Genomic DNA, 12,317 nt, shown 5'->3' with positions numbered 1-12,317 from the left:
TCCGCCGGGCATGGCCCGGGGCTACCGGCCGGACCAACCCGCTTTGGGTAGTGCCGGCCGCTGGCCGGCAACATCGGTGAACCAAGGTGATTGCAGTTGCCGGCCAGCGGCCGGCACTACCAGTGCCGCCGTGGCAATGGATACGGATGCAACCAAATTTCCCTTGCGCCACAAGGCCGCAAGGCTGGTGCAGTGCGGCATACTAGGGGTCTTGCCCCACAGGTGTGCCATGACGCGCGCGTTCAACTTCAGTGCCGGCCCTGCAACGTTGCCGGAATCGGTCCTGCGCCAGGCGCAGGCGGAAATGCTGGACTGGCACGGTAGCGGTGCCTCCATCGTGGAAATGAGCCATCGCGGTCCGGAGTTCATGTCCGTGGCCGCCGAGGCCGAGGCCGACCTGCGTCGCCTGCTCGACATTCCCGAGGACTATGCGGTGCTGTTCCTGCCCGGTGGCGCCACCACCCAGCAGGCGTTGATCCCGCTCAACTTCGCCAGCCCCGGCCAGCGTGCCGACTACGTGGTCACCGGCCACTGGGGCAAGACCGCAGTCAAGCAGGCCAGCCCCTACGTGGACGTCAACATCGCCGCCAGCAGCGAGGCCGAAGGGTATCGCCAGCTGCCCGAGCGCGCCGGTTGGCAGCTCTCTCCCGATGCCGCCTACGTGCACATCACTGCCAACGAGACCATCCACGGCGTCGAGTTCCGTGATGTTCCCGAGACCGGCAACGTGCCGCTGGTGGCCGACTTCAGTTCGTCCATCGCCAGCGAGCCGCTGGATGTGCGCCGCTACGGTGTCATCTATGCCGGTGCGCAGAAGAACCTGGGCCCGGTCGGCATCGCGGTGATGATCATCCGTCGCGACCTGCTGGAGCGTAGTGGCCAGCCACGCGCGGACATCTTCGATTACCGCTCGCACGTCGCCCGCGATTCCATGCTCAACACCCCGCCCACCTGGAACTGGTACCTGGCCGGTCTGGTGTTCAAGTGGATGCTGGCCGAAGGTGGCGTGGTCGAGTTCGCCAAGCGCAACGCCGCCAAGGCCGCGCTGGTGTACGGCGCCATCGATGCCTCCGGCGGCTTCTATCGCAACGAGGTCGCCCATTCGGCGCGCTCGCGGATGAACATCCCGTTCTTCCTGCCCAACACCGACCTGGATGCCCGTTTCGTCGCCGATGCCAAGGCCGCCGGCCTGCTGGCGCTGAAGGGTCACAAGGTGGTCGGCGGCATCCGCGCCTCGCTTTACAACGCCATGCCGCTGGCCGGGGCCGAGGCGCTGGTCGCCTTCATGGCCGATTTCCAGCAGCGTCACGGCTGAGCAATGAACGGCGCGCATCGTCGGGTGCGCGCCCCGCAACAAGGAATTCCGATGGCAAGCAAACCCAGCAAGAAGGCGTCGAAGAAGGCCGAGCCGGCCAAGGACAGCGCCACTTCCAAGCCCAAGGGCAAGTCGAAGGCAACCGCGGTGCCGACCCTGGCGCCACTGGCACTGGCCGATGTGCGTTCGAAGATCGACCAGATCGACCGTGACATCCAGAGCCTGATTGCCGAGCGCGCACAGTTCGCCCACCAGGTCGGCAAGGCCAAGGGCAAGCTCGCCGCCGCCGTCGATTACTACCGCCCCGAGCGCGAGGCGCAGGTGCTGCGCATGGTGGTGGATCGCAACGAAGGCCCGCTCAGCGATGAGCTGCTGGTGCACGTCTACCGCGAAATCATGTCGGCCTGCCTGGCCCAGCAGGAGCCGTTGAAGATCGGCTACCTCGGCCCGGAAGGTACCTTCAGCCAGCAGGCCGTGCTCAAGCACTTCGGCCGCTCGGCGCTGGGCCTGCCGATGGCCAGCATCGAAGAAGTGTTCCAGGAAGTGGAAGCGGGCAACGCCGATTTCGGCGTGGTGCCGGTGGAAAACTCGGGGCAGGGCACCATCCAGATCACCCTGGACATGTTCCTCACTTCCAACCTGAAGATCTGCGGCGAAGTGGAACTGCGCGTACAGCAGTACCTGATGTCGCGCAGTGGCCGCATCGAGGACATCGAGCGCGTCTACGGCCATCCGCAGTCGTTCATGCAGACCTCGGCATGGATGCGCGCCAACCTGCCCAAGGCCGAGAAGATCCCGGTGGCCAGCAACGCCGAAGGCGCGCGCCGTGCGCGCAACGCCGACGATGCAGCGGCCATCGGCGGCGAGAGCGCCGGCCATGTGTACGGCCTGAAGAAGGTCGTCACCAAGCCGATCCAGAACGATGCCGACAACACCACCCGTTTCCTGGTGGTGGGTCGCAACATCTTCCCGACCTCCGGCCATGACCGCACTTCGGTGCTGGTGTTCATCCATGACAAGCCCGGCGCGCTGTTCGATGTGCTCAGCCCGTTCGCGCGCCATGGCATCAGCATGAACCGCATCGAATCGCGTCCCTCGCACCATGGCAAGTGGGAATACGGCTTCTTCATCGACCTGGCCGGTCACATCGACGACGCGCCGATGCAGGCCGCACTTGCCGAACTGGAAGCGCACTCGGCGCAGATCAAGGTGCTTGGCTCCTATCCGGTAGCCGTGCCCTGATCCCTGCTGCGGCGGCTGCGGCCGCCGCCCCTGATGCACCGCCGGCGAGCCGGCGTTTACGGAACCATTCAACGATGAGCAACGCGCAGCACTGGATCGCCCGCAAGGGCCAGCCCCTGCAGGGCAGCCTGACCATTCCCGGCGACAAGTCGGTCTCGCACCGCTCGGTGATGTTCGCCGCGCTGGCCGATGGCACCTCGCATATCGAAGGCTTCCTGGAAGGCGAAGACACCCGCGCCACCGCGCGCATCTTCAGCCAGCTGGGCGTGCGCATCGAAACCCCCAGTGCGTCGCAGCGCGTCGTGCACGGCGTCGGCATCGATGGCCTGCAGGCACCCAGCGCACCGCTCGACTGTGGCAATGCCGGCACCGGCATGCGCCTGCTGGCCGGCCTGCTGGCCGCTCAGGCATTCGACTGCACGCTGGTCGGCGACGAATCGCTGTCCGGCCGTCCGATGCGCCGCGTCACCGGTCCGCTGTCGCAGATGGGCGCGAAGATCGACACCGAGGAAGACGGCACGCCGCCGCTGCACGTGCATGGCGGGCAGACGCTGCACGGCATCGACTTTGCCTCGCCGGTGGCCAGTGCGCAGATCAAGTCCGCCATGCTGCTGGCCGGCCTGTACGCGCACGGCGAAACCAGCGTGACCGAACCGCACCCGACCCGCGACTACACCGAGCGCATGCTGTCCGCGTTCGGCGTGGACATCGCGTTCTCGCCGGGCAAGGCCCGCCTGCGTGGTGGCCAGCGCCTGCGCGCGACCGATATCGTGGTGCCGGCGGACTTCTCTTCGGCCGCGTTTTTCCTGGTCGCAGCCAGCATCATTCCCGGCTCCGAACTGCGCCTGAAGCAGGTCGGCCTCAATCCGCGCCGCACCGGCCTGCTGCACGCGCTGCGCCTGATGGGCGCGGACATCACCGAACAGAACCCGGCAGAGCAGGGCGGCGAACCGGTGGCCGATCTGCTGGTGCGCTACGCGCCGCTGAAGGGTGCGCGCATTCCCGAGGAGCTGGTGCCGGACATGATCGACGAGTTCCCGGCATTGTTCGTGGCCGCTGCTGCTGCCGAAGGCCAGACCGTGGTGACCGGCGCCGCCGAACTGCGGGTGAAGGAATCCGATCGCCTGGCCGCGATGGCGACCGGCCTGCGCGCGCTGGGCATGCAGGTGGACGAAACCGAAGATGGTGCCACCCTGCACGGCGGCGTATCGCTGGGCAGTGGCACCATTGAAAGCCACGGTGATCATCGCATCGCAATGGCCTTCGCCATTGCCGGCCAGATCAGCGATGGTGAAGTGCGCATCAACGACATCGCCAATGTCGCAACGTCCTTCCCGGATTTCGACGGCCTCGCACGCAGCGCCGGCTTCAACCTGGCCTGAGGTAGTCCCGGCGCCGCTGCGCTCGCCGGGCATGGCCCGGCGCTACCCTTCGGCGCCTGTTCCGGTAGCGCCGGGCCATGCCGCCGGAATCCCAATGCACGCGCAAAAAAAACGGAGGCCGAGGCCTCCGTTTTCATTTCAGGCGTCAGCCGGTGATCAACGCTGGTCGGTACGGAAATCCACCGGCACGCGTACCACGCTGGCCACCGCGCGGCCCTGGTGCATGGCCGGCTCGAACTTCCAGCCCTGCACCGTGTTCAGCACAGCACGGTCCAGGTCGCGGCTGCGCTCACCACTGCGCGACACGATCGCAGCGTCGGTCACGTTGCCACGCGTATCCACATTCAAGCTGGCAACCACGCTGCCCTGCACGCCACTGCGCAGCGCAGCAGCCGGATAACTGGGCTTGCTGTTGCTGGCCAGCGGACGCGCCTCACGGTTGCGTACGGCCGGGGCTGCCTTGCGCTCGCTCTGCGCGGGCACGGCCTGTCGCGCAGCCGGGGCGGGCGTGGTGGCAACCGGGGTTTCCGTGGCCGGCAGCATGCGCTCGCTTACCGGGGCAGGCGCAACGTCGTCATGGCTGGAGAATCGCAGCCAGACCAGTGCCGCGGCGAACATTGCCACGATCAGGGCCAGCCAAAGCCAAGGGGAGGCGGTGCGCGGCTCGAGCGCGCCGTCCTGCTGCAGTTGCGGCGAATGAAGGTTCTCGTGGGTGGTGGCAGTCATCGCAAACTCCTCACGTCAGTAACGACGCCCAGAGTGTTGCCCGAGGCGGCGTCGCAGCGTGTCAGGATTGCGTCAACGCGACCTGCAGGGTTCAGCTTTTCTGCGGGGAAGCGTTCAGTTACTGCGGCTTGAAGTCGAACGGCACTTCAATGCTGCCGGGTACCGGCTGGCCATTGCTGACTGCCGGGCTGAAGCGCCAGCGACGCACCGCGTCGGTCGCTGCACGGTCCAGCTCGCGGGAACCGCTGCGCTGGACCACCGTCACGTTGTTCGGGTAGCCGGTGGCGTCCACCTCTACCCGCACCACCACGCTGCCCGCCTCGCCGCGTCGCAGGGCGGCGGCGGGGTAGGCCGGTGGCGGCGACTGGCCGGCAATCGGCATCGGCTGCGCGTTGGCGGTTGCCGGTGCCGCAGTGCCCGGGGCGGCCGGAGCGGGTTCAACCGTGGCCGGTGGCGGGGCGGGGCGGTTTCCACCAGCTTCGGCGCATCTTCTTCGTCCGGCACCGGGGCCGGCTTGGCGTCTGGCATGTCGCTGGAACCGGCCGCTGCGGCCAAGGGTTCGGGCAGCGGTTCCACCTGGGCGGTTTCCTGCGGCGTCTGCGCGGCCGGGTCGGCACGGAAGAATTCCTTGTCGCGTCCGGTCAGCCAGACCAGTACGAACAGCAGGATGCCCACGCCGAAAGCGATGCCGGCGATCTTCAGGGCGTTGCGCGGGATATGCACGGTGAACGACTTGGCAGGCGACGGACGGGGAGCAGACATGGACCAGACCAGTACGGAATGCCTCGATTCTGCCACGGCCGGAATGAACCGGGCGGCAGAATTCCGTATAACAGGCGATAATCCCGTTCCTGTTACCCACCACGACGCCTGCCATGCTTGATCCAGCCCTGCTCCGCCACCAGCCCGCCGACCTCGCCGAACGCCTGCGCACCAGCCGCGGCTTCGAGCTCGACGTGTCTGCCCTGGAGTCACTGGAGGCCGATCGCAAGCGCATCCAGGTGCGTACCCAGGAGCTGCAGAGCCTGCGCAACAGCCGTTCCAAGGCCATCGGCCAGGCCAAGGCCAAGGGCGAGGACGTTTCGGCCATCATGGCCGAGGTTGCCGCATTCGCCGATGAGCTGAAGGCCTCGGAAGTGGCCCTGGACGAGCTGCGCGAGAAGATCGACACGATCTCCATGGGCATCCCGAACATTCCCGCCGATGACGTGCCGGCCGGCGCCGACGAGAGCGAGAACGTCGAGCAGTCGCGCTGGGGTACCCCGCGCCAGTTCGATTTCAAGGTGCTCGACCACGTCGAACTGGGCGCACGCAACAAGTGGCTGGACGGCGAGACCGCCGCCAAGCTGTCCGGTTCGCGCTTCACCGTGCTGCGTGGCCCGATCGCCCGCCTGCATCGCGCCCTGGCCCAGTTCATGCTCGACCTGCACAGCGGCGAGCACGAGTACCAGGAAACCAACGTGCCGGTGATCGTCAACGCCGACAGCCTGTACGGCACCGGCCAGCTGCCCAAGTTCGAAGAGGACATGTTCATCACCCAGCTGGGTGAGCAGAAGCGTTACCTCATCTCGACCTCGGAAATCTCGCTGACCAACATCGCCCGCGACGAGATCCTCGACGCCGAGCGCCTGCCCCTGCGCATGACCGCCCACTCGCTGTGCTTCCGTTCCGAAGCCGGCAGCGGTGGCCGCGATGTGCGCGGCATGATCCGCCAGCATCAGTTCGAGAAGGTCGAGCTGGTTTCGATCTGCCGCCCGGAAGACAGCGACGCCGAGCACCAGCGCATGACCCGCTGCGCCGAAGTGGTGCTGGAGAAGCTGGGCCTGCCGTACCGCAAGGTGCTGCTGTGCACCGGCGACATGGGCTTCTCGGCCATCAAGACCTACGACCTGGAAGTCTGGCTGCCGTCGCAGGAGACCTACCGCGAGATTTCCTCGTGCTCGAACTGTGGTGACTTCCAGGCGCGCCGCATGCAGGCCCGCTGGCGCAACCCGGCCACCGGCAAGCCGGAGCTGGCGCACACCCTGAACGGCTCGGGCGTGGCCGTCGGCCGCGCGATGATCGCGGTGATGGAGAACTACCAGAACGCCGACGGCAGCATCACCGTGCCTGAAGTCCTGCGCCCGTACATGGGCGGCATCGAAACCATCGGCTGATCAGCCGGTAGCGCCGGGCCATGCCCGGCGGCCTTCTGATGGGTGCCGGCCATGTCGGCACCGCATCCACGCATGGCGTGGGTCTACCGACGCGGTGCGGCATCCACGTACCGGGGGCTTGGGCTTTGCCGTAGATCCACGCCATGCGTGGATGACGCAATCCATCAACCTGCTACGCGCAGCTTCTCCAGCGGCACCCAACCGGCCTCGCCAGCTGCCGGCACACACCACGCCCACCCATTGAGGGTGCGCACGCCGCGCAACTGCTGGCCCGGGTCTACATCCAGCTCCCGCGCGCAGTAATCCTCCGTGGCAAACGCGCCACCCTGCGCATCGTGCCCGATCACCGGCGCCGGCACGAAACCCGGCTGCTGTCCTTCGGCTTCGCACAGGAACCAGTCCTCCCAACCCTCGGGCCCTTCATATCGCGCGCCCACCACCAGTGCCTGCCCACGGTGCAGGGTGATCGGGTGCGGAAATTCGCTGCGGTGCGCAGCCGTCACGATGTAGTCCATCGCCCCATGGTGGCAAAAAAAAACGGCCCCGCAAAAGCAGGGCCGCCAGGGTGGGCCGGGATGGGGGAGGGAATCCCGGCCCGCGTTCAGCGCCCAGACGAGGGAGAGAGGCGCCGAACGCTGGAACGCGTTACGCCGCTGCCACTTCTGCCGGCTCATGCGATGGCAACGATGCCAGCGCACCGGCAATGGCGTCTTCACGATGCTGCGGCGAATAGGCAATGCCCTCGGCACGCACGAACTCGATGTCGTTGATGCCCCAGAAGGCGAACGTCTGGCGCAGGAAGGGCTCCTGGAAATCCGCCGGCGAATCGGTGTAGATGCCGCCACGGCTGCTGACCACGATCACCCGCTTGCCACCGGCCAGGCCCACCGGGCCGTTCTCGGTGTACTTGAAGGTGCGCCCGGCCACGGCCACGCGGTCGATCCAGGCCTTCAGCGTGGAGGGCACGCTGAAGTTGTACATCGGCGCGCCGATCACCACGATGTCTGCGGCCAGGAACTGCTCGAGCACCTGTTCAGCATCGGCCGCTTCGGCCGGGTCTGTCCTGGCCAGCGAGCCGCTGCGCAGATGCGGTACCGGATTGGCGTCAAGATCGCGATAATCAACCTGCAGGCCGTCGATCTGCTGCTTGAACTGGGCCACCACGGCGGCGGTCAGGTGGCGGGAGACGGAGTTGTCGCCAAGCACGCTGGCGTCGATGTGCAGAAGCTTCATGGCAGTACCTATGTTCGGGAGAGGTGGCGGGCTTTGCCGCCGACGGAGAGAACAATAGGTTGTTGCATCGACGGGATAAAGGTGGTTGAATGCCACGTATTGTTCTATCAATGGAACTCGGGTATGCATGACCTGAATGATCTGTACTACTTCGCCATGGTGGTCGACCACGGCGGTTTCGCCGCCGCCGAGCGCGCACTGGGCATTCCCAAGTCGCGCCTGAGCCGCCGTATCAGCCAGCTGGAAACCGACCTGGGCGTGCGCCTGCTGCAGCGTTCCACGCGCCGCTTTGCGGTTACCGATGTCGGCACCAGCGTGCACCGCCACGCCCAGACCATGCTGGCCGAGGCGCAGGCCGCCCGCGAGGTGGTGGACCGCCTCAGCGCCGAGCCGCGCGGCCTGGTACGCGCCAGCGTGCCGGTGTCGCTGGCGCAGATGCAGCTGCCCAAGCTGCTGCCCAAGTTCCTCGAGCAGTACCCGAAGGTGCGGCTGCAGCTGAACATCAGCAACCGCCGCGTGGACATCATCAACGAAGGTTACGACGTGGCCTTGCGCGTGCGCTCGCGCTTGGATGACGACGGCAGCCTGGTGATGCGCAGCTTCGGCCAGGTGCAGGAGCTGCTGGTGGCCAGCCCGAAATACCTGGACCGCGCCGGTCGCCCGAAGGACCCGGAAGAGCTGGCCAACCACGTAACCCTCAGCATCAGCGAAGACGAAGCGCGCCAGCGCTGGGAACTGCACGGACCGGAAGGCGCGGTGCGCCGGGTGGACCTGCAGCCGCGCGTGGCCGGTTTCGACTTCCCGCTGCTGCAGAGCATGGTGAAGGACGGCTTCGGCATCACCATGCTGCCGGAAACCGTCTGCGCCGATGCCGTGCGCAACGGCGAGCTGGAAGTGGTGCTGCCGGACTGGTCGCTGCCGCAGGGCGTGTGCCATGCCGTGTTCGCCTCGCGTCGCGGCCTGCTGCCGGCGGTGCGGGTATTCATCGACTTCCTGGCCGAGCACCTGCCGCCGCAGCTGGAGGCCTCGCGCCTGGATTGCGGTGGCGCCTGCGAGAAGGCCAAGGAGCGCATCAAGGCCAGCGCGCTGGGTGCGCTGGCGGTGGATGCGGGCTGAGGCTCACCCACGACGGAACAACGGTCTTGGGCAAATCGCCCGGCCGTGCGAGAATGCGTGCCCGGCCAGCAGGCTGGGCCGATACGGAGAGATGGCCGAGCGGTTTAAGGCACCGGTCTTGAAAACCGGCGAAGGGTCAAACCTTCCGTGGGTTCGAATCCCACTCTCTCCGCCAAAAGACCCTAACGCGTTGATTTTAAATTGAAATCATCGATGCGGTTGGATTGGAAAGCGGGAAGCATGCAGAGGAAACACTCGCATGCGCATCCCTCATCATTTGAGCCGGTCATCCACCGGCTGCTGGTCGTTCGTCCAGCGTGTTCCTACTGATTTGCAAGCCGTGCTCGATTGCCGGCTCATCAAGCGCACCCTCAAGACCTGCAATCCAGTTCTACGCCGAAAAACACGGTACGTCATCGTGGTCCTGGATCGTGGCGCGTTGACCGGTTCCACGTGGCTGTGAACCATTGGCCATCATTGGCAGCAGCACGACCAGCAGGGTCACCGACGGCCTCAGCAACGGGCCATCCTCGTAGAGGCATCCGCTACTTGCCGGCTGGCAGCACGGGCGGTGGTGCGGAAGAGGGCGCCGTTGCGCAATCGGATACGACAGGTTCCACCACGCCCTTGCCGGCGACTTCCTCGACATGGAAGCAGGCGTTGAAGACGCGCTTCTGCGCTTCGCCCTCCCTGCCTGGCGTGCCCGGTGTATATCCCGAGAGAACCACCTGGTAGCGCTTGCCCACGCCAAGCGTTGGGGCGGCTGCCTCACCCGCGCCGTACGCCAAGCACTGATCTGGAGGGAGCGCAGGCTCGGTAGAACCTTCGCGCAGAAAGATGCGCTGCCAGACAGGCTGATGTCCCATGCCCACTTCCGCCACCGTCACGCCCGCGATGATCGGCGGGGCAGCACGTGTCTCACGCGTGTCAGGCACGCCAAAACACGGTACGCCATCGTGCGCCTGGATCTTGGCGCGCTGATAGGTCCCATGTGGCTGCGAACCCTCGGCCATCATCGGCAGCAGCAGGATCACCAAGGCCACCGTCCGTCGCATCAACGGGTCACCTCGAAGACGCATCTGCTACGTGCCGTCTTCGCGCACGGGTGGCGGTCCAGCCGAGAGTGCGGTCGCGCAGTCCGATATGACGGGTTTCATGCTTTTGCCGGCCACGTCCACCATATGGAAGCAGGCACTGAACACACGCGCCTGTGCTTCATCCTTCTTGCCCGGCGTGCCAGGTGTGCGCCCCCATATCTCCACCTGGTAGCGCTTGCCCGGCCGCAGCGCGGGGGCGGAGGCCGTGCCCTCGCCGTAGGTGAGGCATTGGCTGGGGGGCAGCGCGGGTTCGGTTGTGCCCTCGCGCAGAAAATCGTGTTCCCATAGCGGGGTGCCACCGGTGCCCACTTCCATCACGGACACGCCGGTGACAAGGGGAGCGTTGACGCGCGTTTCATGGGTATCGGGCACGCCGAAGCAGGGCACGCCATCACGGCCCTGTATCGTCGCCTGCTGGTAGCGACCGGCTGGCGACGAGCAGCTCGCCATCATCGGCAGGAGCAGCCCCAGCAGAGCCACCGGCAGTTGTAGTCGCATCATCGGGTCGTCCTCGGCAGGTTGTCCTCGCTGCTGCGGTCGGCCAGGAACTGGGAGAGCGCGCGCTCCAGTTGTGCGCCGATGCCAGCTGTCGCGCGATAACGGGTGTTGTTCATGCTCGACTGTGAGCCACGGAACGTGACGAGGAAGTAGTCCGACAGAATGTCACCCTGGGCCTCCATGTTGTAGTCGTGCAGCAGCCGCGTCTCGTCAAGCACGTAGTCATAGCTCATGTTCGGCCGAGGTGCCCGCACCAGCTTGACGTTGTAGCCAAGCTGATACTGCCAGACGTGGACCATCTCATGGATGAAGAACGCTTGGAATCTCACGGTATCGAGCGAGTAATCCTCACGGTAGATACCCTTGGGGAAATACATCTGCCCGTTGGGCGTCACGGCAGTGTCCTTGTCCTGGAAACCGAAGAACATCCAGTAGCCGTGGTTGTGGACCTTCACGGTGCTGTAGTCGACCGCATCGCCGAACACCAGGCGCGCCATCTCGATCTCGCCCGCAGTCATGGCGCGTTCGTGGCCAGGCGCACGCACCGGCACCACGGAGGTGCCCATGCCCTCGGCGGTGGTCACCACACCATCCACGTCAAACACTTCCGACTCGTCGGTGCTGGCCGGTGCCGTGCGCGCACAGCAGCCGGTCGGCTGGGTCGGCGGGCGCAGTTCGGCACGCACGATGGCCTGGCTCTGGGCGGTCGATACCCGCGCCGTCTCGCCCTGCGCATTGGTGGTGCCGGAAAGGGTCTGGCCGTCGGCCAGATGCAACGTGTACGGCACCTCGGCCAACGGTGCGCCCTGCACACCGAGGAAACGGACGGCCTGGTCGTACGCGGCGGGCAGTTTGCGGGCGAGCTGTGCGGCCGCGCTTGCCACCGCTGCTGCCTTGCCAGCACCGCCCCCGCCACCGCCTCCACCCGTGACGTGTACCACGGCCTGCTGGCTGGACAACACCCGGCAGCCGCAGGCCAGCGCGCTGCCATGCAGCGCCACCGGCTGGCCATCCACCATCAAGGTGGCATCGCCTTCGACAATCGGAAAGACGCCTTTATGCAGGGTAGGGCAGGTCGCTTTGTCGCTGACCCGCGCGACGCCGATGCCGCCGATGTCGGTTTCAGTTGAGGCCGTGATCACCCGGCCACCGCTTGAGGTCGGGTCCCCCATCACAATCCAGTTCCGTCCCATGGTTCGCTTCCGTTGCAGACCAAGGGCCATGATGCGCCGGTTCAGGTCGATTTGGCTGAATAGGCGGTCGTGCCGGTCGCGAACCGCTGCGTGTGACGCGACCGGCAGGCGTGCTGAGGGTCTTGGCTGCGATCGGCAGCAGCGCAGGGGGCGCAGGCCAGCAGCGCCGAGTGAAGGTGGTCACAGCTTGGAGTTTCAATTGCGGCGCCCTGTCGCGAGCTGCGCGGAATGCCGCATCTGCCTCTTTTCGCCACGAAGTGAAGGGCAAACGATGACCTCGCCAAGGCACCCGCCCTGGCCGGGATTGGCGTCCCGAACATACGTTGTCCGTCGAGTCGTGGTTGCAGCTCTTATTGCAA

11 protein-coding genes, 1 tRNA gene and 2 pseudogenes are annotated in these 12,317 nt (G+C 66.2%); 7 read left to right on the top strand and 7 right to left on the bottom strand.

From position 1 onward, the window contains the following. The first annotated feature begins 229 nt into the window (after window positions 1–229). From serC to aroA, 3 genes are all read left to right on the top strand, one after another. Window positions 230–1,315 (top strand): 3-phosphoserine/phosphohydroxythreonine transaminase, encoded by a 1,086-nt coding sequence (gene serC / locus D0Y85_RS12805; protein WP_025878758.1) that lies wholly within the window; start codon window positions 230–232, stop codon window positions 1,313–1,315. A gap of 51 nt (window positions 1,316–1,366) precedes the next feature. Beyond that, entirely contained in the window at window positions 1,367–2,557 is a 1,191-nt protein-coding gene (pheA, locus tag D0Y85_RS12800; protein WP_025878757.1) for a prephenate dehydratase, read from the top strand. A gap of 74 nt (window positions 2,558–2,631) precedes the next feature. Then, window positions 2,632–3,939 carry a 3-phosphoshikimate 1-carboxyvinyltransferase gene (aroA, locus tag D0Y85_RS12795; RefSeq protein WP_117310735.1) on the top strand — a complete coding sequence of 436 codons (1,308 nt, stop codon included), beginning with the start codon at window positions 2,632–2,634 and terminating at the stop codon, window positions 3,937–3,939. A gap of 156 nt (window positions 3,940–4,095) precedes the next feature. On the opposite strand, the gene D0Y85_RS12790 is transcribed toward aroA, so the two are convergent. Together D0Y85_RS12790 and D0Y85_RS12785 are read right to left on the bottom strand one after the other, a co-directional pair. Then, complete coding sequence (locus D0Y85_RS12790) at window positions 4,096–4,665, bottom strand: energy transducer TonB (RefSeq protein WP_117310734.1); 570 nt, start codon at window positions 4,663–4,665, stop codon at window positions 4,096–4,098. Window positions 4,666–4,783: 118 nt separating this feature from the next. Beyond that, window positions 4,784–5,427 (bottom strand): annotated as a pseudogene (locus D0Y85_RS12785) (TonB family protein). Between the two features lie 113 nt (window positions 5,428–5,540). Here D0Y85_RS12785 and serS point away from each other — a divergent pair. Beyond that, window positions 5,541–6,821 carry a serine--tRNA ligase gene (serS, locus tag D0Y85_RS12780; RefSeq protein ID WP_117310733.1) on the top strand — a complete coding sequence of 427 codons (1,281 nt, stop codon included), beginning with the start codon at window positions 5,541–5,543 and terminating at the stop codon, window positions 6,819–6,821. 164 nt (window positions 6,822–6,985) lie between these two features. Here the strand turns inward: serS and D0Y85_RS12775 are convergent, their stop codons facing one another. After that, window positions 6,986–7,336 (bottom strand): ligand-binding protein SH3, encoded by a 351-nt coding sequence (locus D0Y85_RS12775; RefSeq protein WP_117310732.1) that lies wholly within the window; start codon window positions 7,334–7,336, stop codon window positions 6,986–6,988. 130 nt (window positions 7,337–7,466) lie between these two features. Next, window positions 7,467–8,054: an NAD(P)H-dependent oxidoreductase gene (locus D0Y85_RS12770; protein WP_117310731.1), complete on the bottom strand. Its 588-nt coding sequence runs from the start codon at window positions 8,052–8,054 to the stop codon at window positions 7,467–7,469. 123 nt (window positions 8,055–8,177) lie between these two features. Between D0Y85_RS12770 and D0Y85_RS12765 the strand changes: the two genes are divergently transcribed. The 3 genes and pseudogenes from D0Y85_RS12765 to D0Y85_RS12755 form a co-directional block, all read left to right on the top strand. Then, window positions 8,178–9,170 (top strand): LysR family transcriptional regulator, encoded by a 993-nt coding sequence (locus D0Y85_RS12765; RefSeq protein ID WP_025878750.1) that lies wholly within the window; start codon window positions 8,178–8,180, stop codon window positions 9,168–9,170. 85 nt (window positions 9,171–9,255) lie between these two features. Beyond that, window positions 9,256–9,345: transfer RNA gene (locus tag D0Y85_RS12760), tRNA-Ser, on the top strand. 84 nt (window positions 9,346–9,429) lie between these two features. Further along, window positions 9,430–9,549: pseudogene (locus tag D0Y85_RS12755) on the top strand (DUF6538 domain-containing protein); the annotation flags it as partial. Window positions 9,550–9,715: 166 nt separating this feature from the next. Here the strand turns inward: D0Y85_RS12755 and D0Y85_RS12750 are convergent. Genes D0Y85_RS12750 through D0Y85_RS12740 form a run of 3 tightly spaced genes read right to left on the bottom strand, consistent with a single transcriptional unit; the run spans window position 9,716 to window position 11,988 of the window. After that, on the bottom strand, window positions 9,716–10,207 hold the full coding sequence (locus D0Y85_RS12750) for a hypothetical protein (RefSeq protein WP_117310730.1): 492 nt from the start codon (window positions 10,205–10,207) through the stop codon (window positions 9,716–9,718). A 45-nt stretch (window positions 10,208–10,252) separates the two neighbouring features. Then, complete coding sequence (locus tag D0Y85_RS12745; RefSeq protein WP_117310729.1) at window positions 10,253–10,768, bottom strand: hypothetical protein; 516 nt, start codon at window positions 10,766–10,768, stop codon at window positions 10,253–10,255. Next, the gene (locus D0Y85_RS12740) at window positions 10,765–11,988 is read right to left on the bottom strand and encodes a PAAR domain-containing protein (protein ID WP_240329242.1); all 1,224 of its coding nucleotides are present in this window, start codon (window positions 11,986–11,988) and stop codon (window positions 10,765–10,767) included. The genes D0Y85_RS12745 and D0Y85_RS12740 overlap by 4 nt, the downstream gene beginning before the upstream one ends. Window positions 11,989–12,317: the final 329 nt, after the last annotated feature.

Source organism: Stenotrophomonas sp. G4, assembly GCF_003428825.1.
In the GTDB taxonomy this organism is placed as follows: domain Bacteria; phylum Pseudomonadota; class Gammaproteobacteria; order Xanthomonadales; family Xanthomonadaceae; genus Stenotrophomonas; species Stenotrophomonas indicatrix.
Note: the sequence above shows the minus strand (reverse complement) of the source record. Positions and strands in the feature narration are given on the sequence as shown.

Excerpts from the sequence above, each read along its gene's own strand:
- aroA (WP_117310735.1), top strand. The coding sequence starts at position 2,632 with ATGAGCAACGCGCAGCACTGGATCGCCCGCAAGGGCCAGCCCCTGCAG.
- D0Y85_RS12765 (WP_025878750.1), top strand. The coding sequence starts at position 8,178 with ATGCATGACCTGAATGATCTGTACTACTTCGCCATGGTGGTCGACCAC.
- serS (WP_117310733.1), top strand. The coding sequence starts at position 5,541 with ATGCTTGATCCAGCCCTGCTCCGCCACCAGCCCGCCGACCTCGCCGAA.
- D0Y85_RS12790 (WP_117310734.1), bottom strand. The coding sequence starts at position 4,665 with ATGACTGCCACCACCCACGAGAACCTTCATTCGCCGCAACTGCAGCAG.
- D0Y85_RS12775 (WP_117310732.1), bottom strand. The coding sequence starts at position 7,336 with ATGGACTACATCGTGACGGCTGCGCACCGCAGCGAATTTCCGCACCCG.
- D0Y85_RS12740 (WP_240329242.1), bottom strand. The coding sequence starts at position 11,988 with ATGGCCCTTGGTCTGCAACGGAAGCGAACCATGGGACGGAACTGGATT.
- pheA (WP_025878757.1), top strand. The coding sequence starts at position 1,367 with ATGGCAAGCAAACCCAGCAAGAAGGCGTCGAAGAAGGCCGAGCCGGCC.
- serC (WP_025878758.1), top strand. The coding sequence starts at position 230 with ATGACGCGCGCGTTCAACTTCAGTGCCGGCCCTGCAACGTTGCCGGAA.
- D0Y85_RS12770 (WP_117310731.1), bottom strand. The coding sequence starts at position 8,054 with ATGAAGCTTCTGCACATCGACGCCAGCGTGCTTGGCGACAACTCCGTC.
- D0Y85_RS12745 (WP_117310729.1), bottom strand. The coding sequence starts at position 10,768 with ATGATGCGACTACAACTGCCGGTGGCTCTGCTGGGGCTGCTCCTGCCG.